This window comes from Anaerostipes hominis (ex Lee et al. 2021) (assembly GCF_002270485.1).
Taxonomy (GTDB): domain Bacteria; phylum Bacillota; class Clostridia; order Lachnospirales; family Lachnospiraceae; genus Anaerostipes; species Anaerostipes hominis.
In genome coordinates this window covers 1-22,314 of record NZ_NQOG01000024.1, presented here as the reverse complement: position 1 = coordinate 22,314, position 22,314 = coordinate 1, and the positions used below count along the sequence as shown (strand labels likewise).

The following is a 22,314-nucleotide window of genomic DNA, read 5'->3' as shown; positions in this document are numbered from 1 at the left end:
GGTGAGACATGAAGTTTATACACATTGGAGACCTCCATCTCGGAGCTTGTCCGGAAACAGAGAGGGGATGGGGGGAAGAGCGGAAAAAGGATATTGAGCAGAGCCTCAGTGAAGTCATTGCACTGGCCAATGAAGAACAGGCAGACTTCTTATTTCTGTGCGGAGATATCTTTCACAAAAAACCATCATTAAGGGATTTAAACAGGCTGGATTCTTTTTTGTCCCAGCTGGTATGTACCAAGGTTTTTATGATCGCGGGAAATCATGATTTTATTGACGAAGGATCGGCATATCTGCGATATCGTTTTTCTGCTGATGTGCATCTGTTCACTGAAAAAGAACTTACGAGAGTATACCAAGAGGCACAGAATACCTATATCTACGGTCTCAGCTATCACAGCAGGGAAATTACGGAGCCTTTATATGATGAGGCAAGGCCAGGGACAGAAGAAGGTATTCATATTCTTTTAGGGCACGGAGGGGACGGCACACATAGTCCCATTGATTTTCACAAACTAAAATGGTCGGGATTTGACTATGCCGCGTTAGGCCATATTCACAGTCCTGAGATGATATCAGAGGATCTGATCGCCTACGGCGGCAGCCTGGAACCTTTAAACAGGACGGAGACAGGGCGCCGCGGATTCTTTTTGGGAGAGATCACAGACGAAAAGAAAGTCGTCCGTTTCCTGCCGGTCAATCAAAAAAGTTATGTGGAAGTACGGGTGAACCTGACAAAAGATATGGATGATCAAGAAATTCTCTTTGCTGCGGAAGAAGAGATGAAGCTGCTGGGGGAAAACCAGATGTTTACGCTGTTCCTTCAGGGCTCTAAAAGAGCAAGGATTCGTCCTGATTTTGATCTGCTCGGAGCAAAATACAGGATCGTGGATATTGTTGACGAGACGAGGGGGAGCCGTACGGAAGATTCGCTGTTGGAATCCAACAAAGATAATATCATCGGTGCCGTACTGCGCCGCCTTGAGGGAATGCCGGAAGCGTCACGTTTTGCCGGGGATGCATTTGAGCAGGCATCCAGGGGATTATATCAGAGGCGCCGGTCAGAGAAACGGGAGAAAAGATCTGCTTTTTATATCCGGAATATTTATATCGACGGTTTCGGGAAATTCTGCGGAAAAGAATTATCCTTTGAGCCTGGATTAAATATTGTATATGGACCAAACGAGAGCGGGAAGACTACAATAAAAGAGTTTATCGTGCATATGCTGTTCGGTCTGGAAAAATCCAGAGGCATTGCAGCGAGATCTGATGCATATACTATATATACGCCGGTTTATGGAGGAAATTACGGAGGAGGCATGGAGATCATATCGGACGGACATGCCTGGCTGCTTGAGAGAAGCTTTCGCACGGGAGAGAAGTCTTTTAATGTGTATGATAAAGAATCAGGTGAAAAAGGTGATCTCTCAAAGCTGTATACTCTGAGCCTCGGTGCATACACAGATACTTTCTGTATTCAGGAAGGGGACATTCCTCCGTCAGGAAATCTCTCTATGGAACTTACCAACTATACATCCAATCTGACAGGCAGCAATACAGCAGATATAAAGATCGATCTGGCTCTGAAGGCGCTGAAAGAAAAAAAGAACATGCTGAGAAGAAAAAGCAGAGAGGAATCGATCGTCCTGTCTGAGAAGAGGGAGCGTTATCTGAAGGCTCCCGAGTCTGACGGACAGAGCGGAAAGCCGAGGAGTATTTTGTTTTTTTTGACGGCAGCAGCTGTGTTTGCGGCGGCTGGCTTTGTTCATCAGGGGTTCTTCGCAGGCTGTGCTGTATTTCTGGTGTTATCGGTTCTTTCGATTAAGTCAGAAAAGAAGGAAATGACAGAGCAGGAGGACTTTAAGGAAGAATTAAGAAGAGACTATCAAATTTTTAAAGAACAAACAGACCGTACAGAATATAATATAAATCAGGCAGATGCGGCCATTCAGGCTGTTTTAGATGCCGCCAGGGAATTCCGGGAAAATCTCGGGGAACAGTTTAACGAAAAGGTCAGTGAGATCGTCAGTTATCTTACGGGAGGAGAGTACGAAAAAGTAAAAATTGATGAATCACTGTCTTTTATGGTAGAATATAAAAACAGGTTTATTGATCTGAAGTATTTAAGCGCGGGAACCGTAGAGCAGATTTACCTGGCTGTGAGGCTTGCCGCGGGAGAGATTCTATATCCGAAGGAACCAGTCCCGGTTCTGATGGATGATATTTTCGGCAATTTTGATGATGAAAGGACCCGGAGGGCGCTTGATTATTTGAGCAGGTATTCCGGCAGGCAGCTGATCTTATTTACGTGTAAGAAAGAGCTTTTTCATCAGCTGGACCGGAAGAATCAGAAAATCCACTGGATTTCCCTAGAGGAAACCAGAGAATAATGAAAGGTGGAGAATATGGCTGAAGAAACAAAAGAGACAAAGAAAGTCATTTCCAAAGAGAAAAAACCAAAAAAGAAGAAAAAGAAAAGAAAGATCCTTGTCAAGATCTCGATTGTTTTTCTTTTTCTGGTGGTTATCGGCTGGTTCACCATCGGAATGAAAGTCATGAAGCTGAGGGCAGAGGCTAAGGATCTGGTAGCCAACACTTCAGAGCAGACATTTAAGGCAACACAGACGAGTGTCGTCTATGATACGAATGGGAAGGTTATCACCAAGCTGAAAGGCGAGAAGGATGTCTATTATCTGAAGTATAAAGATCTGCCGGTGTATGCGGTGGCGGCGATGATTTCCGTGGAGGACAATAATTTTTACAAACATAATGGGGTAGACTTCAGGGGTATCGCCAGAGCAGCAGTATCTTTTGTTACAAATAAGGGAGAAGTTACTCAGGGAGGAAGTACGATCACTCAGCAGCTGGCAAGGACTGTTTTCCTGACACGGGAGATTTCCTGGCAGCGTAAGGTCAAAGAAATGTTTGTGGCATGGGGTCTGGAGAAGGAGTACTCCAAGGATCAGATCATGGAGTTTTACCTGAACAACGTTTATTTTGCAAATGGCTATTACGGAATTCAGGCTGCCAGCAAAGGTTATTTTGATAAGGATGCCAAGGATCTGACCATGTCAGAAGCCGCATTCTTGTGTGCGGTCCCTAATGCGCCAAACATGTATGAGCCCTATCATCATAAGGAAAAGACAATGACAAGGCGCGACAAGATCCTCAAGGATATGTATAAGCAGAATCTGATTACTAAATCCCAGAGAGATGAAGCTCTGAGAGAAAAGATCACACTGAAAAAGAAAAAAACTGAGCAGAAGAGAAATTATATTGAAACCTATGTAATTCACAGTGCTACGAAAGCACTGATGAAGAAGCAGGGCTTTGAGTTCCGCTATGTGTTTGACTCTGACGAAGACAAACAGGATTACGATGAGAAATATAACAAGTCTTATGCTGAGTGTAAGAGGACTTTATACAGTGCAGGATACCAGATTCATACATCTATTGACCTGGATGCTCAGAAGGAACTTCAAAGCAGTATCGACAATGCTCTGAGCGGTTATACGGAGAAGGACAAGAACAAGGTTTACAAAGTCCAGGGCGCAGGCGTCTGTATTGACAATGAGACAGGCAAGGTAGCAGCCATCGTAGGAGGAAGATATCAGAAAAATGCAGGATTAGGGCTGAACCGTGCTTATCAGAGTCCGAGACAGCCGGGAAGTGCCATTAAGCCTATCCTTGTCTATGCTCCTGCTATGGAGAGAGGATATGGACCGGGTTCTATCGTGAATGACAACCCGATGAGTCCCAAAGACAAACACAGGGTCAGAAACTCCGGCGGTTCCTATTCAGGAAGTATTACACTGAGGCGGGCGTTGGAGAAATCAAGCAACGTGGCTACTATGAGGCTTTACGAGGAGATCGGGCCGAAATCCGCTCTCCGGTATTTGGAAAAGATGAACTTTAAGAGCCTCGACGAAAATGACTATAAGTATTATACAACCTGCCTCGGCGGCTTCACCTATGGAACTACGGCTGAGGAGATGGCCAGCGGATATGCTGCACTTGCCAATCAGGGCGTGTTCAGAGACCCAACCTGTATTGTGAAGATCGAGGATTCGGACGGTGAGACTGTGGTCTCCAATCCATCCAAGAAAAGAACGGTTTACTCAGCCAATACGGCTTCTATGATGAGCAGCGTTTTAAAGAGTGTTATCACCAACGGTACAGGCCGGGGGGCAAAGGTTCCTAATGTAGATACCGCGGGAAAAACAGGTACTACAACGGACAATAAGGACGGATGGTTCTGCGGATATACACCGTACTATACAACTGCAGTGTGGGTAGGAAGGGATGACAGCAGGGTAATGGCCAACCTGAGCGGTTCCGGTTATCCTAAGACAATTTGGAGCAATTTTATGAATGCTCTCCACAAAGAGTATTCAGGAGGCAAAAAGCTTAATTCCTATGAAGGCGGAGGCGGAACAAACATGCCGTCCACAGGCCAGACAACAGCAGGCACGACAGAAAAGGGAAGTACCAAAGGTACAACCCAGACAACGACTCACGCTACAACACAGGCCACAACCCAGGCGACCACTCAGGCAACGACACAGGCCACAACAGCGGCTACACAGCAGCAGAACGGTGATGATCGACGCGGCGCCGGAAATGACGATTGATAAATAGATAAAGGCAGCAGACTTTAATAAATAGTCTGCTGCCTTTTCCTATACTGCTGATAAATTTATAAATGATTCTTTTCCAAATATTCTTTGATGCGCTCCGTTGGGTCCAGAAGTTCGCTGATGGACCCGTTGTGATTCAGCGTATCGATCAGCAGAGCTACATATTTGCTCACATCTGATGATACATACCAATCACGCTCCAACAGTTCCGGTGTCTGGTAAGTAAGATTGGTTGTGATAACCTTTTCGATGATACCTTCTTCCACAGCCTTGTCAAAGACATCAAGTCCGTTTGTGAACAGACCGAAGGTAGAAAGACAAAATACACGTCTCGCTTTTCTTGCTTTCAGTTCTTTGGCTACATCGATCATACTCTCTCCGGAAGATATCATATCGTCCAAGATCAGAACGTCCTTGCCTTCCAGAGAATCTCCCAAAAATTCATGGGCCACAATAGGGTTGCGGCCGTCTACGATAGTAGAATAATCTCTGCGCTTATAGAACATACCCACATCAACACCGAGGACATTGGCCATATAGATGGAACGCTGCATAGCACCTTCGTCCGGGCTGATGACCATCAGATGATCACTGTCAAAATTGACTCCGTCGCACTGCTCAACCAGAGACTTTACAAACTGGTAAGTGGGCTGTACCGTATCAAAGCCGCTGTTTGGAATGGCGTTCTGTACACGAGGGTCATGGGCGTCAAATGTAATGATATTCTGTACTCCTAAATGAATCAGCTCCTGAAGCATCATGGCACAGTCCAGAGACTCTCTGGTGCTTCTTTTGTGCTGACGGCTTTCATACAGGAAAGGCATGATGACACTGATTCTCTTGGCTTTGCTGCCGCTGGCTGCAATGAGCCTTTTTAAGTCCTGAAAATGATCATCCGGGGACATAGAGTTCTGATGACCGCACAGAGAATACTTGATGCTGTAATTCAGCACGTCAACGAGAATGTACAAATCGGTTCCGCGGACAGATTCACGGATGATCCCTTTTGCTTCTCCGGACCCGAAGCGGGGACAGCCGGCATCCAGCAGATAGCTTGCCTTGTAATACTCATCATATCCGGGCATATTCTGATAGCGGGGGGCTTCATCTCCGCGCCAGCCTGTAATATACTTATCAATCAGATTGCCAAGGCTTTTGCAGCTCTCCATAGCGATGATGCCAAGATTGCCGTCGGGAAGGGTTTTAAAGTTTCGGTCAGATCGTCTCATTATAAATCTCCTTTGTAGTTTGTTCACTCTTTTTATATCACTCCCGAAGCGATTCCGTCAAGACTTGCGGGAAAAAGATTTCTTTAAACGGATATCCTCGCCGTATAACTGGCAGATGGTATAGTTCTCAATAATTCTGGAAAAAATCCGTTCCGTATAGCGGTCTTTCAAATTACGCATTGATAAATTTGTCGAAATAAGTGTTGATTTACCGCTGAGCTGCCGTTCATTCAGGCAGTGGAACAGCTGGGAAGTAATGAAGGCATTGTTAAGCTCTGTCCCCAGATCATCAATGACCAGCAGGTCACAGTGAAAAATAAGCTGGTAGGACATAGGGAGATTATCCTTGTGCTTTTGATATGCCTGGGAAGTCAGAATATCAAAAAGCTGAAAAGCGGTTACATAGACACAGGTATATCCCTTATCCATGATCTCTTTAGCAATACAATGGCTTAAAAATGTCTTCCCGGTGCCTGTGGAACCGTGCAGCAGCAGGTTTTCCCTGGAAGGAAAATGACCGATAAAATCACGGCATTTTTTCAGCACGGCATGGATATTCTGTCTCGGAGAAGGCCGTCCGTCCTCCAGTAGTTTATCAGAATAATATTGATCATTGAAACGGAGAAAATTCTCTTTTTCAAGGATATGCTGCATATTGGAATCAGAATAAATCAGGCGGATCACAGCCTGATGGAAACAATGGCACTTTTCGGTACCGATATATCCGGTATCTTTACAGTCGGGACAAGTATAAACAGGGTCCAGATAATCCTCAGGATATCCATGATCTAAAAGAAGCCGGCGCTTTTGTTCAGCCAGCTTCTGATTCTTTTGCCTGCAAATGTCCATAGAGTTATGATCTTCAGATGCGATCAGCTGTTTTCCCAGGAGAACAGCGTTGTGGGCCATCTCCCGGTCCAGCTCCCTCATCTGAGGAATCTGTGCATAGACCTGACGCCTGCGCTCTCTGGAGAGATTGTAGCTGCTGAGCCGGTTCGCCTCGTACATCCTCATGATTTCCTGATATTGTTCATTGGTCAGGGACATCTCAGTCCTCCTTTACAGGGTGTATCTGCTTTTCAAAAAGCTGTTTTTCCAGCTCGTCATAGTCATAGTCACGTTCTTCAAAATTGTGGAACTGGTTGTTCGGCTGTGGGGCTGCGGATTTGGATACAGTCCCCGGGCGGCTTTCCAGTTTCTTTACATCATCCAGTGAAACTACATGGTTGTCCTTCCACTTTTTCAAAATACTGTCCGTATACTGGAATTTTGGCTGGCCGATGGAGCGGATCGTGCGGTTGCATGCTTCTATGACGATGCTTAAGTCAAAGCCGTCGGTCTTGAGCCAGCGCTTCATGTATTCGATCTGTGCCGGTGCGGGCTGGTTATTCAGTCCAAAGGCATGCATGATCTGGTAATACTCTTTCTGGTAGTTCTGGCAGTGAAGCTTGGCCTCGTCTGCTGTTCGGATGCCCTCCTGATACCAGGCAATCGCTACGGACTGCATATAGCGGAAGTTTTTCTTGCCGTTGGATACACAGTAATCTACCAAGTGTTCGATCAGCTCCGGTGACATTGCAAGGTCATCGTAGAAATAAGAGAGAGTATTCAGATCATTGGCGGTGAGCGGACGTCCTATGTACATTTCTGCGATATAGATCAGATAAGAGAACTTATCATCCTTATTTTTCTGGGCCAGCTGGGACGGAGTCAGCGTCCTCAGGGCCGGAACCGCCTTAGCTTTCGCAGCCGGAGTCCCGGTCGTGGTTTCCTTTGCTGGTATTTTCGCTGGTTCCTCTTTTTCAGGCTCCATGAGATCATCCGCATCGATCGTCAGGGCCGTGGAAACGGGGAGCAGTTTGATGGAACGGATCTCTCCTCCATCCATGACCAGGTCCAGGAGATTTTCCTTTTTCCAGTACTTCAGGGCGCGGCAGATATCACGCTCCGTAAGTTCCAGCAAATCTGCCAGGTAAGGTATATTGAACTTCTGGCCGTTAGAAACCATGCGCAGAAGGTAAATATAAACCTTCACATATTCTCCGTTGGCTTTAATCATGTAGTAGTCTACGAAGGCATTCGGTAATAAAGTTCCCCCGGTCGGGTATGTTGTCGTTACGTTAATACTGCTCATAAATCCATCTCCCTAACTTTAGTCAATACGTCTCTTTCTTTAATCTAAAAGAACTATAACGCAGACCGAATAAATTGTAAATAGCAGCTCTTTTCACAGAATAATCCACAGAACAATTGTGGAAACTGTGGATAACGTGGATAAGTAAACGGAATCCGCAGAAAGACAAGCCTCACTCAAAAAATTTTGATGTGGAAAAAATAAAGAAAAATCCACAGGGAAAGTTATACACAATTGTGTATAACCCTGTGGATAACGTGGATAACTATTTCTTAACTAACTCATTGCCGATAGAATCAACATTTCCGGCCCCCATAGTTATCAACAAATCATTTTTTTTGCATTTTTTTAAAATAAATTCTTCTATCTCATCAAAATCCTTGATATATCGAACATCAGTACCGGTTTTTTCGATTTTATCTGCTAAATCTCTGGCGTGGACCATGCCGGTGTCTTTTTCCCGGGCAGCATAGATATCAGTGATGATCACATGATCGCATTGGCTGAGAGCCTCGGCGAACTCATCTAAAAAGGCATTTGTCCTCGTATAGGTATGCGGCTGGAAGACGCACCACAGATCTTTGTGGGGATAATTTTTGCAGGCATTCAATGTTGCTTTGATCTCCGTAGGGTGGTGGGCATAGTCATCAATGACCGTAAAGCCCTGGCAGGTCCCCTTATATTCAAATCTCCGCTTGGCGCCGGAGAAGGTCAGGAGTCCGGCTTTTACAGTATCTATGGAGAGCCCGAGGAAATCAGCAACGGCTGCAGCAGACAGCGCATTATTAATATTATGCAGGCCGTTTACGTTTAATGACAAGGAATCTACAAAAGTTCCTTCTTTGTACAGGTCAAAATGTCCATGGCCCATAGAGTCATAGGAAATATTTTTAGCCGTATAAGTAAAGTCATCGTTATCAATGCCGTAGGTTACATACTTGGCTTTGAGTCCTTCTACGATATAGGAAATGTCATCAATCTCCCCATTCAGGACGAGCAGGCCGTCTTCCGGAAGCTTGTGAGCAAACTTTTTGAAGGAGTCGCGGATCTCATCAATATCATGGAAAAAGTCCATATGGTCTTCTTCTATATTTAGAATAATGCTGATCTTCGGGAAAAATTCGAGAAAGCTGTTTGTATACTCACAGGCCTCTGTCACGAAGACATTGGAATGGCCGACACGGATGTTGCCGTCAATAATGTCCAGAATACCCCCCACAGTGATGGTTGGATCTGTCTCTCCGGCCAGCAGGATGTGTGAGAGCATAGAAGTCGTGGTTGTTTTGCCGTGGGTTCCGGATACTGCCACTGCATTTTTATAATTGTGCATCATTTGTCCGAGCAGAGTCGCACGCTTCATAAGGGGGATGCCTTTTTGCAGTGCGGCTTTGTATTCTTCATTTTCCGGATGGATGGCCGCAGTATATACGACCAGATCAATATCATCCGTGATATTTTCCGCGACTTGTCCTAAAAAGACCTTGGCGCCTAAAGAACTCAATTTTTCGGTTATATCGGAGGAACGGATGTCAGAGCCGGAAACAGTAAATCCTTCTTTGAGAAGGATCTCGGCAAGACCGCTCATACTGATACCGCCGATCCCCATAAAATGAATGTGAATTGGTTTCTTGAAATCTATCTGATACATAGGAATTCCTAACCTTTCTCTGATTTTAAATAAAGTGTTTTTTCTATTATAGTGCACAAAAAAATAAGTTGCAAGGAAGGAAATGAGAAACAGGGGTTTTCGGTAAAAAAGGTGTACAGAATGATGGAAATATTGTCGGATTTTGTACTGCTAAATAGTAAAATACAATAATATCAGCGAAAATATATAATAATATTTGTTCACATTTTACGAAGGAGGTGCTATAATAAACATTATCTAAGATAGTATGTACGATGTTGATCCCTGCACAAGCATCAGGACTGGCTTCCGATTTGAATTTTGGAAGGCGGCAGGTGCTTTGTTTTAGAGTATAGATGTATACAGTGGGAGTCATAGTATGAGCAAAATGTGTTGAGAGTGGGGATATTTTGCGGCGTTGAAAAGGGAAGGTGATAGAGCATAAACGGCCGCACAACAGATCATTAGCTAAAGTTTTGAAAACTAGGAGGAAGACAACATGCAAATTACAGATGTACGTATCAGACAAGTAGCAAAAGAAGGGAAAATGAAAGCAGTCGTTTCTATTACGATCGATAATGAATTTGTAGTACATGATATCAAAGTCATCGAAGGAGAAAAAGGCCTGTTCATTGCAATGCCAAGCCGCAAAGCTGCCGATGGGGAATACCGTGACATTGCCCATCCGATCAATTCGGCAACGAGAAACACTATCCAGACCATGATCCTGGAACAGTATGAGGCCATGAGACTTGGAGACATAGATGCAAGTCAGCCGGAAGAAGGAGCAGAGTAAACACTTAATTCTAAATACTATGATTGTCCATAAGTAACAGGAACGGGAGATCCGCCGTTCGCTGATCAGTAGATTAAGACAGCATATAACATGACTTTCGGAGTCATGCCATATGCTGTCTTTTTGCCTTTCAGATGATTTTCTGATATGCTGTAAAAAAATCAGAAGCGGGTTAATTATGGATCATACATCAAGGGAAAATGCATTTAAAAAGTTATATGAAGAAAGTTATGAAGAGATGCTCAAATTTATGAAGGGGTTTTTTTATTGGGACTGGGAGGAGGCCTATGATGTCCTTCAGGAAGTATATCTGACGGCATATGAAAAAATAGACAGTCTTTCAGAACATGAAAATCCTGTTGGATGGCTGAAACAGACAGCAAAATACAAAATATATCATGTGTTTGAGAAGAAAAATAGAATAGGAGAGATACTGACAGACGAAAATATAATGTCATTAAACCAAAAGTTCGAGGACGATTATAGCGGCCTGCTGGAAACGGATATTAAAAACGTACTCTCAGAAGACGAATTTCGTCTTTTTTATGATTTCTACATGAAAGGATTTACTATCAATGAGCTTGCGAGATTCAGGGACAGTACAGATCAGGCGGTGAAATCAAAACTTGCAAGAATACGAAAAAAAGTAAGGAAACAGCTGTTTATGCTTATTATGTTTGGCTGAATGAAGTCAACTTAAACGACACCTTCGCGTGGTTTTTGGGGATATAGATATGTAACCTTAAAATTCATGTGAAAGGAGCCGAAATGAGAAGGAAGGCATTTGAACAGTTACTAGAGAAAGCGGTTGGGAAATTTGTAGAGGAAATCCACCCGGAAGATATAGAAGAGGAAAAATTATCGGAGGATGTAAAAGAAAAAATAAGGACAAAAATTACAGATGTTAATAAGACGCATAAATAATCCGTAAAAATCGTCGGATCTTGGTTATGATTTACATATATATAATTATCTGTTACAATGAATACAAAATTCAAAACATATAGAACAGGTACAAAGGATGAGAGATTTTATAATCAAGAGATGGGCTTTTGAATGGATTACAGAATTTTTTAAATCCGAATCGGATCAAGAGAAATTACGGCATATAGAACATATATTAGAATGTATGGAGCCCTTAAAAGATGAAGGTAAGCTTGATAAGGAAGTATTCTACTGCGGATATATAGAAAGAAGAAACTTATTAAAAATCAGAAGAAGGAAGAGGTACTGCTCGATTGCAGCAAAGGCAGCGGTATTTCTTCTTGTATTTATGCTTTCAGCACAGGTCATATGTTATGCGATAATAGGGAAGTCTATTTTTCGTTATATTGATCAAAAAAATGAAAAGACAACAGAAGTACAGATTGAAATAAATGATCCTTCAGGAGAATCGCCTGTTGAATGGTTGATAGAGACGATAAAAGGCTTTGTTGCACGAAATATAACTAAAGATAATGGAGCAAAATCAGGAACTAATTTTCGGGTATCTACCTGGGAAGAAGTAAAGAATAATTATAAGCGGGATGTAATGTATCCAAGATATATACCTCGCGGATGGAGGCTGCAAAATATCCTTGTTAATGTTCTTGACAAGAAAGTCATAGGTATTATAGCGTCTTACAGCAGAGGAGAGGCCGTACTGTATTACTCTTATTATGATCACAGCGGAACAACAGACGGTTCTGAAAAGATTCTTTTTGGAGAGGAAAAAACAAAAGTGAAAGTACTTAAAGTTGCTGGAGGTGAATTCAGTTTTTATAAGGGAGAAAGAACTTTATCAGTACTGGGACATGTGAATCAATTTGAAATGAATATTGAAGGAATGGTCAGTATATATGAAGCTGAGAAAATTGCTAAATATATAAAATAGAAATGGGACAAAGCACTTTGGCTTTGTCCTGTTTTTTTGTTTTATCGCGGTAAAAGAGCATTAACAACAGATTGTAAAAACTTCGCCGGCCATTTTTTATGAGAGAGAGAATGAGGTCCAGCGAATTAATCACAATCTGTTGTTAATGCCCTCTATTACAGCAACTGAAATAATATGGAAATAGTGAAATATATTCTCAAGTTTCGTTAAAAAGTGCAGAAAGACCAATGATATCATGAATTCATTGGTCTCTCTGCTTGCTGAAACTCAGATACTTGTAAACCTAAGCTGTCAACAAGAGGGGTAAATTCAACCATTAAAGCAGGTTTCCGTACCCGCTTAACCAATTTTTAGAATGGTTTGTGATTTGGATGGTTTTCCTTTCTTTAATATTATAATAGTTAATATGTTTTTAGGAATAATGATTGAAAAAAACCCCTCTACTATAGAAACTGTTTTTAGAGCAAAAAGGTGAATATTTTTTTGAAATAAGAGATATAATAATTTCAGACTGTAGACAATCGACCTCCTTTTGGAGGCGGTTGTCTATTTTTAGTTTTACCTGTGCTTTCCAGATGGTATAATAGAATCATCAGGAAAGGCAGGTTTTCTTTATGATGGGGAAAAAGATAACGCAGAAAGAACACAAATGGAAATAGCAAGTCTGGAAGATCTCGTACCCAGAAACCATCTGGTGCGGAAGCTGGACGAAGCAATCGATATGAGTTTCATTTATGAGGAAGTCAAAGATTTATACAGCGATTTTGGACGGGAGAGCATCGATCCAGTGGTATTGATCAAGATCGCCATGATCCAATATATTTTCGGAATTCCCTCCATGCGTAAAACAATCCGTGAGATCGAAGTGAATTTCGCTTACAGGTGGTATCTGGGCTATGGAATGCATGAGGAGATTCCTCATTTCTCTACCTTTGGTAAAAACTATTCCAGGTGTTTCAAAGATACCGATCTGTTTGAAAAAATCTTTGCCAAGATACTTTCCGAAGTTGCCGCCAATGGTTTTCTGGACACAGAAAGCCTCTTCATTGACGGCACTCACATCAAAGCCAGCGCGAACCCGCATAAATATCGAAACGAGGTCATCCGTAAAGAAGCACGCAGCTATGAAAAAGAACTACAGGAAGAGATCGAAAGGGATCGTCAGGAACACGGAAAGAAGCCGCTGAAAAAAAGGAAAAAGAACCGGAAATGATGACGCAGAAGGTCAGTACCACCGATCCTGACAGCGGCTGGTTCCATAAAGGGGAGCATAAGCAGGTCTTTGCTTATGCTGCCAATACCTGTTGTGACAGGAATCATTATGTTTTGGATTTTGAAGTAACAGCAGGGAATGTGCATGACAGTGTATCATTCTGGCCTTTATACAGACGTTTAAAGCAGAACTGGAAATATGGCGTGTATTACGTGATGGATGCGGGATATAAGATACCAGCGATCGCCCGGCAGTTGATAAAAGACGGAAAAATTCCAGTCATGCCATACAAAAGACCTATGAGCAAAGCCGGTTATTTCAAGAAATATGATTATGTATATGATGAATTCTTTGACTGTTATTTGTGTCCGAATCACCGAGTGCTTCATTACACCACAACAAACCGTGAAGGCTATCGAGAGTATAAAAGTGACTGGCTTGTTTGCCAAAACTGTCCATACCGGGGCCGCTGCACAAACAGTAAGGATGACGTAAAGGTAATTACGCGTCATGTGTGAGAAAACTACATGGAGCAGGTCGAAGATATCCGTCATACAACCGGGATGAAAGAAAGATATAAACAGCGAAAAGAAACCATAGAGCGAGTCTTTGCAGATGCAAAGGAAAAACATGGGATGAGATATACCCAGTACAGAGGTCTGGCTAAAATCAAGATGGAGCTGAACCTCTTGTTTGGCTGCATGAATCTAAAGAAACTGGCAATCTGGAAATGGCGGATCAAATGGGGAGCAAAATACCGCTCTTCTTCATTACAATTTTCCTTTTCCAGTGCAAAATCAGAATTTGAAAAGTGGAAATGGATTAAAAAACGGTTCGCAAACATGACATCGCGAACCGTTCTGTCTACAGTCTGAAAATAATTTATCTATAATAATAGTAAGGATTTTTATTATTTATTATTGTTAGCGTTTTTTTACATTACTGTAGCATGTGTCTTGATCTAAAAGTTTTCCGTTTTTAGATTTATATAAATAAATATTATTTTTTACGCGGTATTTATAACCTTTTGAAACATAATATTTCCAAGAATAACCAGTTAAACCTTTGCCAGTATGTGTACCTGTAGTAATAGTACTCCATTTATTGTTTTTGAACCGCTGAAGTTGCATTTTTATTTTTACATAATTAGAATCATTAGAAATAAGAACTCTTGTATTCATTTGTGCAAAGCCAAGAGAATTAAATTTTAAGCCTGAATTTACTTGCAGCAATATACTAACTTTATTTTGTGTAAATGAATTTAATGGTATAAATGAGCCTATTGTATTATTTACTGTATCTGGACTAGAAGTGAGAGATGTAGGTTTCATTGATGCAGATATTGGTGTAACACCAATTAATAAGATCATTGCAAAAATTAAAATAATGTTTTTTAATAATTTCATAAATCCTCCTTTTATCCTTACTACTTAAAAAACAGTAAGAAAAATAAAAAGGTGATTAATGATTTTAAATATTAAATGTTTTATATATATGAAATAAGATAATTAGAATAAAGAAAAAATTTTTGAATTTCTTTTTTTTGTAAAGTATTACAAAAAGCTTGATAAGGGAATTTTTCCTATTAAAAAAGCTTTTATAGAGGTGTTGGCGGACATATAAAATAGACAAAAATAAAAACTGCACACAATTTGTGCGCAGTTTTACATTATAATAGTATTGGATCATTTAATTCTTTTGATGTTTTCTCCGATTTTTATCATTTTCTCGTTGTCTAGAGTGGAGAAAATTGTATAAATAACCTTGCCCCTTGACCATACAAGTTGATTATACTCACTTTCTATATAAAAATACTTGGTGTCAGTTGTCTTTATTGTTTTATAGTTTTGGTCTTCTATATATTTATAAACATTGATTGAAGGATCAATAATTATATCAATTAATATTGAATCATCACCGTTTTTGTATTGATAAGAGAGATTCGTAGTTGATTGATCAACAACTTTTTTTTCTAAAACGTATCCATCAGGCATATAGTTAAATACAAAGTCTACTTCTTGGGTGTTACTAGGTGCTTCAGTTATTTTAAGTTCAGTTTTGTCTTTCTTATTTTGTGTCTTAAAAATAAAATTAATAACTGGCTCCCTAAAAGCCTCAACACTCATCAAAGTTACAGAAGCCATAGTAAGCAGCATCACAAATACAGCAGCAATCCGTTGGGCAGTGATAAACCTGCGTTTTCTGTTTGCCCTTTTCCTTGCCGAGGAAAACATGTTGTCAATTTTTTGATTTAATTGATCCGATAGTTCCTCTTCCGGGATATTATCAGGGGAGATTTCGTCGGTCCAGCTGCTTGCACCATACTCGATGATATGGTCAAACAATTCTTCATTTTTGTCTTTTTTATCGTTTGTACTCATAACTCAATCCCTCCTTCTCAAACAGAGCACGTAAGGAACTGCGGGCTAGACTGCAACGTTTCTTTGCAGTCAGTTCCGAAATTTGTAATAGCGTCGCTATTTCCAGAAAGCTGAATCCATAGTAATAGTACAGGACAAGAACTGTCTGCTGATTCGTAGGCAGCTTGCCAATCTTATCTACCATTACATTTAAGTCAATATATTCCATGTAATAATCATTTGGATCAATCAGGAATTCTGAATCTTCGCCGTCCTCGTAAGTCAGTTCTTCGTGATTATTTCTGCTCTCAACCTTGATCATGTCATACGCTGTGTTACGTACTATGACATATAAAAACGTAAAGGCCTTATCATCGGGCAATTCTAAAATCTTTTCAGAGTACAGCAACGCTTTCTCGAAAACATTTTGAAGTACATCTTCAGCCAACGTATCATTATGAATATATTGCTTTGCTACATATTTCAGCTTAGGCGCATACTTGTTGTAGAGCAGTTCAATATAATCAACAGCGCTCTTGGTAGGAGGTTTATTCTTCCGCCGTATCATTTTCATTCTCTCCCTTTTCCCCCGTTTATGGTTTCTCTCTATATCTCTCATTATAGATAGACTTTGCGGTGTTGTAAAGCTTGTACAAAAAAAGCCTATAGAAATATTCTAAAGGCTTTGGTCTTCTTCGATAACCTGGACCTCCAAGAAATCAAAGTCGATATCTTCAATAAAACTGTCGTGATAAAATCTTGTTTTATCGTGGGTCATAAATTCTTTTTTATTGGCCTCCAGCCAGAGAGGTTTCGGCAGATCAAACTCATAACAAATGTCTTCAAGAGCCTTATATACCTTTCGGGTACGGTTCAGACCGGCATTTTCCACGCTGATTACAGTGTCTTTCAGCAGCCGGTTGCTTTTCATTAGTTTTCCCCACATACGGAACATTGGTTTTACCTGCTTTCTATTTGAAATATATTAAGTATAATAGAAGATAAATATAAAACAGTCAATATTGTAGTGAGAGAGAAAATGATTTAAAATGACGTTAAAGAAGAATATTGAGGAGAAGATCGAATGAAGATTTTAAAAAGGTTCTTTATTGACGGATTGTCCGGGATGGCACAGGGGTTGTTTGCTACCCTGATCATCGGGACGATTCTGGAACAAGTTGGACTGCTGATAGGCGGAAATATCGGACAAGTCCTGGCGGTTGGTGCGGCAGCGGCGAAAGTGATGACCGGGGCCGGGATTGGTGTGGGAGTTGCCTCACGTTTTCAGGAATCGGTTCTGGTAACCGTTTCATCGGCATGTGCAGGAATGATCGGAGCTTACGCATCAAAAATCATGGCGGGAACCCTGATTGTCAAAGGGGCTGTCGTCCTATCCGGACCCGGGGAACCTCTGGGGGCTTTCTTGGCTGCGTATGTAGGAATTGAACTGGGACGCCTGATCTCAGGAAGGACACAGCTGGATATCCTGCTTACACCGCTTATGACCATTTTATCCGGAGGTGCCGTAGGTCTGTTTCTCGGTCCATGGATCAGTCAGCTGATGGCACGGCTGGGTGACCTTATCCGGTGGGGTACGGAGCAGCAGCCGTTTTTGATGGGAATTGTAGTATCAGTTCTGATGGGGATGGCACTCACTCTGCCGATCAGTTCGGCCGCGCTCGGAGTGATATTAAATCTCTCAGGGATTGCCGCAGGAGCTGCTGCAGTTGGATGCAGCGCTCAGATGATAGGATTTGCTGTGGCGAGTTTCAGAGAGAACAGAATAGGAGGCTTGATCGCCCAGGGAATCGGCACATCTATGCTTCAGGTTCCAAACATCGTCAGAAAACCGCTGATCTGGATTCCGCCGATCCTTACCAGTGCCGTGTTGGGACCTGTTTCTACTATAGTATTCAAGATGACCAATAATGCCATCGGTTCCGGAATGGGGACAGCCGGATTAGTGGGGCAGATCATGGGATATAAGACTATGGTGGCCGGCGGGGGTTCTCCGGCTGCGACCGCAGTCATGATTATTGGAATGCATATCATTGCCCCGGCATTGCTGACCTATTTTATATCAGAAGGTATGCGCCGGATGGGCATCATAAAACAGGGGGACATGAAACTGAATATGTGACAGCTTTAAGTCGTAGCGGCATGTTTCGCAAAATACCGGACAGAATCCTCTACCCCGCATGCAATATAAGAGGACAGTTCCATGACCGTGTGAAGCCTTGTGGTTTGTATGGTGTTGAAGTTGGCCTCTGATGTGAAATTCACGATGCCGGTGATAGAGATATCTCCTACAGGCGGCAGTTCTTTGTCTACACCCTGTCCAGGAAACAGCGGCATGGAAGACACGGTCACATAGCCAACATGATCCGCAGAACCCAGACACGCATCAATGGCGATGACAAAAGGCTCCCTGAACGAGCGGTAAATTTCGGTCATTGTCTGCGTAAGATTTCCGGCATGCACCGGCTGTGATAGAGTCCCGAAAACTTTATAATAAGAAGATGTCATTAACTGATGGCCTACCAAAGGCCCAAGACAGTCACCGGTAGCGCGGTCTGTGCCCACACACAGGACGACTACCTGCTGGCTGTCTTTTTTCTGCATTTGAATGCGGCGGATCAAATCTGCCTGCAGCAAGGCTCCCGCTTCCCTGTCTTTGGGATTAAAATAGGATATTCGGTCTGAAATGCGCATTGCGTTCTCCAATCATTTCTTAAATATCATTTTTCGCCGTATAAGACGCTCCATATAGTTTATACATAAAATAAAAAAGTATACCGTCCCAATACGTACTTCCCACTTGGGCAAAATTATTTTCTTCAGTCGACGCCCTTTGATAAAAAAATTGAAAATACTGTGGTAAAGTCTTTGGTATTAAAGAGGAAAGGGAGGCTTTTTCGTGAGAGCAGAAAATCAGTTGCCGAAGAACATCAGACAGATCGGCGGGCCTGTGGGAACCACAAAAGTTTATATCGAAGATTTTGTAGTGACATTTTTAAAAGCATTGACGACGGACAAGAACACTTTTGTAAGAGGGGCCATATTATTTGGAGAAAAAAAGAGTATTGATAACGAGACTGTGATATTTATCAGAGGAGCTGTGGAAGGGCAGAATATAGAGCTGGATTTGGACGAGACCGTATTTGACGATAAGGTTTGGCGGGAAATTTATCAGAAGAAAGAACGTTTCTTTCCGGATCTGGAGGTGATCGGATGGGCGCTTTCCAGAATGGGATTCTCAGTGCGGCTTAACGATAAGATAAAAAAGACTCATTTTGAAAATTTTCCGGGCGACGGGAAAGTGCTGTATATGACAGATCACCTGGAAGGGGAAGATGCATTTTACGTATACCGCGGACAAGACCTGGTGAGACAGAGCGGTTATTACATATATTATGAAAAAAATCCGATGATGCAGGAATACCTCATCGAGCGAAATCAAAAATTAAAAGAAGCTGTATCTTATGAAACCATGCTGGAAGCCAAGAGAGATGAAAAGATCGTGCGGCAGTTTCGGACAATCGTCCAGGAGAAACAGAAAAGCAGCAGGACAAAGGTCATGATGAAGCGGCTTTCTTCCAGCGCGGCAATGCTCCTCGTCCTGATCTTAGCCGGGGGAATGTTTTATTATTCCAGATTGGATAACAGTTCATCCTTTGGCGACGCGATTCATGGGGCGGTGGAGACCATGGGAAAAGGCGTGAAGGACAATGTTTCAATGGAGGAAGAAAACAAGGAGTCAGGCACAACCACGAAACAGCTTCCGACCAGCACCGAAAAAGCAGACGGGACAGAGGCGGGCACTACGGCAGATAAGAAAAAAACGGAAACCGGCACAACCGCAGCCACTGCGTCAACGCAGAAATCTGCACAGTCCATGGCACGCAGCCGAACTTATGTCGTCAAAAAGGGGGACAGTCTGGTATCCATTTCCCGCAGAATGTATGGAAGCAGAAAATATATGTATAAAATACTGGATGCAAACAAGATCGGGCCTAAAGAGCATATCTATCCTGGACAGAAACTAATTATTCCTAGTATAACAAAGTAAAATCATGTATAATAAAGCGTGATATTAATAATGTTAAATAAAAATACAGGGGTTTTACTATGGACCATAGGATGAAATCAGGGTTTTCCCTCTATACAAACAGCAGGGAAGCAATGCAGAATTCTTTTTTGAAAAAACAGATCCGGAAAAAACAGAGGATCATTCTTGGGGGGGTTTTTTGTGCGGTACTGCTTGCAATCTTTCTGGCATATAGATATCGGACCTATCATACGCTCAAGACAGAACGGACAGTGGCAGAACATGTGAATTCCGGCACAAAGTCCTTTGCATATAAAAACGGCTCCATAAGTTATAACGAAGATGGGATTTCATTTATTGACGGTGACGGAAAAGTAGAGTGGGAGAAGGCTTATTCTATCAAGAATCCCATTGTTACATACTGCGGAGATTATATCGCAGTTGCATATAAGAACGGCAATGAGATCCTTCTATATGACAGCACCGGAAAAGTAAAAAGATTTTCCGCCTCACATGCGGTCAGTGATGTGGAAGTTGCGGAACAGGGAGTGATCGCCGCAATTTTGCAGGGAGATAATGAAAATTATATAGAGCTTTATGATGCTTCTCAAAAGAAGCTGGTAACGATCAAGACGACGATCGATGAAAATGGATATCCGCTGGATATTGACCTGTCCGAAGACGGCACCATGCTGGCTGTCAGCTATCTGGTGGTGGACGGACTGCAGACGAAGAACCGGATAGCATTTTATGATTTCGGAGAAAAAGGGCAGGAAAAAGAAGACCGGCTGCTGGCGGGATTTGACGTTAAGGATACCGTGATCCCCAAGATTCAATTTATGGGGAAAAATACGGTTTGTGCGTTTGGAGATAATAAAACAATTATTTTTAACACAAAAGACACACCTTCGAAACAAAAAGAGATTAAAATAAATTCCAGGATCAAAAGTATTGCTGCAGATGATTCGCATTTTGTCCTGATCCTTGAGAATAAAAAGAAGTCTTCCAAAGAGCAGTATCTGGTACAGGCCTATAACCGTTCCGGAAGAAAGGTTATGGAAAGAGAGATCAAGACAGAATTCTCGGATGTGTACCTTGGCCCGGACGGAGTACTGTTTGTGGGAAATTATCATTGCTCTATGATAAATTATGCAGGCCATGAGATGTACCAGCAGATTTTTAAGAAAAGGATTCAGGCCATGGCACCCACTGGGAAGGCGGAACGGTACTTGATTACATTTGAAGATAAAACACAGTTGGTTAGATTACGTTAGATGGTGATATTATGGGACAAATTATTTTAATTGTATTGCTGCTGATCCTTATATTTGATACGATCAGAGGATTCAAGAGAGGGTTTCTGAAATCGCTCCTCCTTTTGGCAACATGGCTTTTGACCTTTGCCATTGCCTACTCGACGGCGGACACTGTAAAGCAGTATGTGATACAGGTGTTTATAAAATCAGAGCAGAATATACTCACAGATCAGCTGGCATATTTTATTGCGTTTGCTTTGATCGTGCTTGTATTGAAGGCCGTATTTTCAATACTGGTCGGCATAATCAGCAAGTTCGGAGACCTCCCTGTGATTGGATGGTTCAATCATTTCTTTGGAGGGGTTCTGGGATTTGTGAAAGGAATTATTGTGATATCCTTTTTACTGTTTGCCATTTACCTTTGTCAGTACATTGGCTTCAAACAGGAATATAATGAAATCATGCAGACCAGTTCTTTGCTTCAGTTTATGGCAGAAAACAATCCGGTGATTACAATGTTAAAGGGTGCGATGCCTTTTTAATTTTTAAAGAAAGCCTTTGGGAAGCCTTGATAACAGGGCATTTTCCAAGGGCTTTTTCCTTTGGATTTTTTACTTGAGTGTTCCTTCGTAAAATAATGTGAGAAAAAAGTAAAAAAACCTGTTGACATTTGCCTGGAGCGATGATAAGATTATCAACGTTGCTGACAAAACAGCAGCTCTTCAAAACTTTATCTGACTTCTTGGCTCTTCAAATTTTTTGAAAAAAGTCCTTGACTTGGAAAGCATGCCATGATATGATATAAAAGTTGCTGACGGTGATCGGACAGCACTAGAAATGTCAGTCATTCATGAAACTTCAAAAAAATGAAAAAAGTGCTTGACAGACAGAATGAAGAATGATAATATAATAAAGCTGTCGCTCGTAAGAGCAAGACAAAAAACGACAGCAGATCTTTGATAATTGAACAATAAGACAACCTTGAAAATTCTAAGAGATTTTCAGTATCTTTTGAAAAAGATACACGAACGTTCTTTATAAAAGGACACAGTAAAACAAGGATAAAAAAGCTAGCGCTTTTTAGATCCAAGATTGAACATGAGAGTTTGATCCTGGCTCAGGATGAACGCTGGCGGCGTGC

Annotated in this window: 19 protein-coding genes and 1 pseudogene; 11 read left to right on the top strand and 9 right to left on the bottom strand. The window is 41.9% G+C overall.

From position 1 onward, the window contains the following. Positions 1–8: 8 nt before the first annotated feature. Positions 9–2,390, top strand: a complete 2,382-nt coding sequence (locus CI597_RS15290; RefSeq protein ID WP_024728982.1) for a DNA repair exonuclease — start codon at positions 9–11, stop codon at positions 2,388–2,390. Positions 2,391–2,405: 15 nt separating this feature from the next. Continuing rightward, positions 2,406–4,631: a transglycosylase domain-containing protein gene (locus CI597_RS15285; RefSeq protein ID WP_024728981.1), complete on the top strand. Its 2,226-nt coding sequence runs from the start codon at positions 2,406–2,408 to the stop codon at positions 4,629–4,631. A 65-nt stretch (positions 4,632–4,696) separates the two neighbouring features. On the opposite strand, the gene CI597_RS15280 is transcribed toward CI597_RS15285, so the two are convergent. From CI597_RS15280 to murC, 4 genes are all read right to left on the bottom strand, one after another. Then, the gene (locus tag CI597_RS15280; protein WP_024728980.1) at positions 4,697–5,866 is read right to left on the bottom strand and encodes a ribose-phosphate pyrophosphokinase; all 1,170 of its coding nucleotides are present in this window, start codon (positions 5,864–5,866) and stop codon (positions 4,697–4,699) included. 57 nt (positions 5,867–5,923) lie between these two features. After that, the gene (locus CI597_RS15275) at positions 5,924–6,913 is read right to left on the bottom strand and encodes an ATP-binding protein (RefSeq protein ID WP_024728979.1); all 990 of its coding nucleotides are present in this window, start codon (positions 6,911–6,913) and stop codon (positions 5,924–5,926) included. A gap of 1 nt (position 6,914) precedes the next feature. Further along, positions 6,915–8,000, bottom strand: coding sequence for a DnaD domain protein (locus CI597_RS15270; protein WP_024728978.1), 1,086 nt, complete (start codon positions 7,998–8,000; stop codon positions 6,915–6,917). A gap of 265 nt (positions 8,001–8,265) precedes the next feature. Then, positions 8,266–9,648 carry a UDP-N-acetylmuramate--L-alanine ligase gene (gene murC, locus CI597_RS15265; RefSeq protein ID WP_024728977.1) on the bottom strand — a complete coding sequence of 461 codons (1,383 nt, stop codon included), beginning with the start codon at positions 9,646–9,648 and terminating at the stop codon, positions 8,266–8,268. 478 nt (positions 9,649–10,126) lie between these two features. On the opposite strand from murC, the gene spoVG reads away from it, so the two are divergent. The 5 genes and pseudogenes from spoVG to CI597_RS15240 all read left to right on the top strand — a co-directional run bounded on the left by spoVG (position 10,127) and on the right by CI597_RS15240 (position 14,384). Next, positions 10,127–10,423, top strand: a complete 297-nt coding sequence (gene spoVG / locus CI597_RS15255; RefSeq protein WP_024728976.1) for a septation regulator SpoVG — start codon at positions 10,127–10,129, stop codon at positions 10,421–10,423. Between the two features lie 178 nt (positions 10,424–10,601). Then, a complete protein-coding gene (locus tag CI597_RS15250; protein ID WP_024728975.1) occupies positions 10,602–11,108 on the top strand; it encodes an RNA polymerase sigma factor in 507 nt (168 codons plus the stop codon). 83 nt (positions 11,109–11,191) lie between these two features. Next, positions 11,192–11,347 carry a hypothetical protein gene (locus CI597_RS18210; RefSeq protein ID WP_165353865.1) on the top strand — a complete coding sequence of 52 codons (156 nt, stop codon included), beginning with the start codon at positions 11,192–11,194 and terminating at the stop codon, positions 11,345–11,347. Between the two features lie 97 nt (positions 11,348–11,444). Beyond that, the gene (locus CI597_RS15245; protein ID WP_024728974.1) at positions 11,445–12,296 is read left to right on the top strand and encodes a hypothetical protein; all 852 of its coding nucleotides are present in this window, start codon (positions 11,445–11,447) and stop codon (positions 12,294–12,296) included. Between the two features lie 649 nt (positions 12,297–12,945). Next, a pseudogene (locus tag CI597_RS15240) lies at positions 12,946–14,384 on the top strand (IS1182 family transposase). Between the two features lie 48 nt (positions 14,385–14,432). Here the strand turns inward: CI597_RS15240 and CI597_RS15235 are convergent. From CI597_RS15235 to CI597_RS15220, 4 genes are all read right to left on the bottom strand, one after another. Further along, complete coding sequence (locus CI597_RS15235; protein ID WP_024728973.1) at positions 14,433–14,915, bottom strand: hypothetical protein; 483 nt, start codon at positions 14,913–14,915, stop codon at positions 14,433–14,435. 279 nt (positions 14,916–15,194) lie between these two features. Further along, positions 15,195–15,890, bottom strand: coding sequence for a DUF4367 domain-containing protein (locus CI597_RS15230; RefSeq protein WP_024728972.1), 696 nt, complete (start codon positions 15,888–15,890; stop codon positions 15,195–15,197). Then, positions 15,874–16,437: an RNA polymerase sigma factor gene (locus tag CI597_RS15225; RefSeq protein ID WP_024728971.1), complete on the bottom strand. Its 564-nt coding sequence runs from the start codon at positions 16,435–16,437 to the stop codon at positions 15,874–15,876. The genes CI597_RS15230 and CI597_RS15225 overlap by 17 nt, the downstream gene beginning before the upstream one ends. A 108-nt stretch (positions 16,438–16,545) precedes the next feature. Beyond that, positions 16,546–16,824: a hypothetical protein gene (locus CI597_RS15220; protein WP_024728970.1), complete on the bottom strand. Its 279-nt coding sequence runs from the start codon at positions 16,822–16,824 to the stop codon at positions 16,546–16,548. Between the two features lie 129 nt (positions 16,825–16,953). On the opposite strand from CI597_RS15220, the gene CI597_RS15215 reads away from it, so the two are divergent. Then, positions 16,954–18,009: a PTS transporter subunit IIC gene (locus CI597_RS15215; protein WP_024728969.1), complete on the top strand. Its 1,056-nt coding sequence runs from the start codon at positions 16,954–16,956 to the stop codon at positions 18,007–18,009. A 5-nt stretch (positions 18,010–18,014) separates the two neighbouring features. On the opposite strand, the gene yyaC is transcribed toward CI597_RS15215, so the two are convergent. After that, positions 18,015–18,581 carry a spore protease YyaC gene (gene yyaC, locus CI597_RS15210; RefSeq protein WP_024728968.1) on the bottom strand — a complete coding sequence of 189 codons (567 nt, stop codon included), beginning with the start codon at positions 18,579–18,581 and terminating at the stop codon, positions 18,015–18,017. A 205-nt stretch (positions 18,582–18,786) separates the two neighbouring features. Between yyaC and CI597_RS15205 the strand changes: the two genes are divergently transcribed. Genes CI597_RS15205 through CI597_RS15195 form a run of 3 tightly spaced genes read left to right on the top strand, consistent with a single transcriptional unit; the run spans position 18,787 to position 21,715 of the window. Continuing rightward, a complete protein-coding gene (locus CI597_RS15205) occupies positions 18,787–19,938 on the top strand; it encodes a LysM peptidoglycan-binding domain-containing protein (protein WP_024728967.1) in 1,152 nt (383 codons plus the stop codon). Positions 19,939–19,997: 59 nt separating this feature from the next. Continuing rightward, positions 19,998–21,191: a DUF5711 family protein gene (locus CI597_RS15200; RefSeq protein WP_024728966.1), complete on the top strand. Its 1,194-nt coding sequence runs from the start codon at positions 19,998–20,000 to the stop codon at positions 21,189–21,191. 11 nt (positions 21,192–21,202) lie between these two features. Further along, a complete protein-coding gene (locus CI597_RS15195) occupies positions 21,203–21,715 on the top strand; it encodes a CvpA family protein (RefSeq protein WP_024728965.1) in 513 nt (170 codons plus the stop codon). Positions 21,716–22,314 lie beyond the last annotated feature (599 nt).

What these genes read in the sequence shown, in the direction of transcription:
- CI597_RS15195 (WP_024728965.1), top strand. Translation starts at nt 21,203, where the DNA reads ATGGGACAAATTATTTTAATTGTATTGCTGCTGATCCTTATATTTGAT.
- CI597_RS15270 (WP_024728978.1), bottom strand. Translation starts at nt 8,000, where the DNA reads ATGAGCAGTATTAACGTAACGACAACATACCCGACCGGGGGAACTTTA.
- CI597_RS15275 (WP_024728979.1), bottom strand. Translation starts at nt 6,913, where the DNA reads ATGTCCCTGACCAATGAACAATATCAGGAAATCATGAGGATGTACGAG.
- CI597_RS15245 (WP_024728974.1), top strand. Translation starts at nt 11,445, where the DNA reads ATGAGAGATTTTATAATCAAGAGATGGGCTTTTGAATGGATTACAGAA.
- CI597_RS15230 (WP_024728972.1), bottom strand. Translation starts at nt 15,890, where the DNA reads ATGAGTACAAACGATAAAAAAGACAAAAATGAAGAATTGTTTGACCAT.
- CI597_RS15285 (WP_024728981.1), top strand. Translation starts at nt 2,406, where the DNA reads ATGGCTGAAGAAACAAAAGAGACAAAGAAAGTCATTTCCAAAGAGAAA.
- yyaC (WP_024728968.1), bottom strand. Translation starts at nt 18,581, where the DNA reads ATGCGCATTTCAGACCGAATATCCTATTTTAATCCCAAAGACAGGGAA.
- murC (WP_024728977.1), bottom strand. Translation starts at nt 9,648, where the DNA reads ATGTATCAGATAGATTTCAAGAAACCAATTCACATTCATTTTATGGGG.
- CI597_RS15200 (WP_024728966.1), top strand. Translation starts at nt 19,998, where the DNA reads ATGGACCATAGGATGAAATCAGGGTTTTCCCTCTATACAAACAGCAGG.
- CI597_RS15215 (WP_024728969.1), top strand. Translation starts at nt 16,954, where the DNA reads ATGAAGATTTTAAAAAGGTTCTTTATTGACGGATTGTCCGGGATGGCA.
- CI597_RS15235 (WP_024728973.1), bottom strand. Translation starts at nt 14,915, where the DNA reads ATGAAATTATTAAAAAACATTATTTTAATTTTTGCAATGATCTTATTA.
- CI597_RS18210 (WP_165353865.1), top strand. Translation starts at nt 11,192, where the DNA reads ATGAGAAGGAAGGCATTTGAACAGTTACTAGAGAAAGCGGTTGGGAAA.
- spoVG (WP_024728976.1), top strand. Translation starts at nt 10,127, where the DNA reads ATGCAAATTACAGATGTACGTATCAGACAAGTAGCAAAAGAAGGGAAA.
- CI597_RS15280 (WP_024728980.1), bottom strand. Translation starts at nt 5,866, where the DNA reads ATGAGACGATCTGACCGAAACTTTAAAACCCTTCCCGACGGCAATCTT.
- CI597_RS15220 (WP_024728970.1), bottom strand. Translation starts at nt 16,824, where the DNA reads ATGTTCCGTATGTGGGGAAAACTAATGAAAAGCAACCGGCTGCTGAAA.
- CI597_RS15250 (WP_024728975.1), top strand. Translation starts at nt 10,602, where the DNA reads ATGGATCATACATCAAGGGAAAATGCATTTAAAAAGTTATATGAAGAA.
- CI597_RS15225 (WP_024728971.1), bottom strand. Translation starts at nt 16,437, where the DNA reads ATGATACGGCGGAAGAATAAACCTCCTACCAAGAGCGCTGTTGATTAT.
- CI597_RS15290 (WP_024728982.1), top strand. Translation starts at nt 9, where the DNA reads ATGAAGTTTATACACATTGGAGACCTCCATCTCGGAGCTTGTCCGGAA.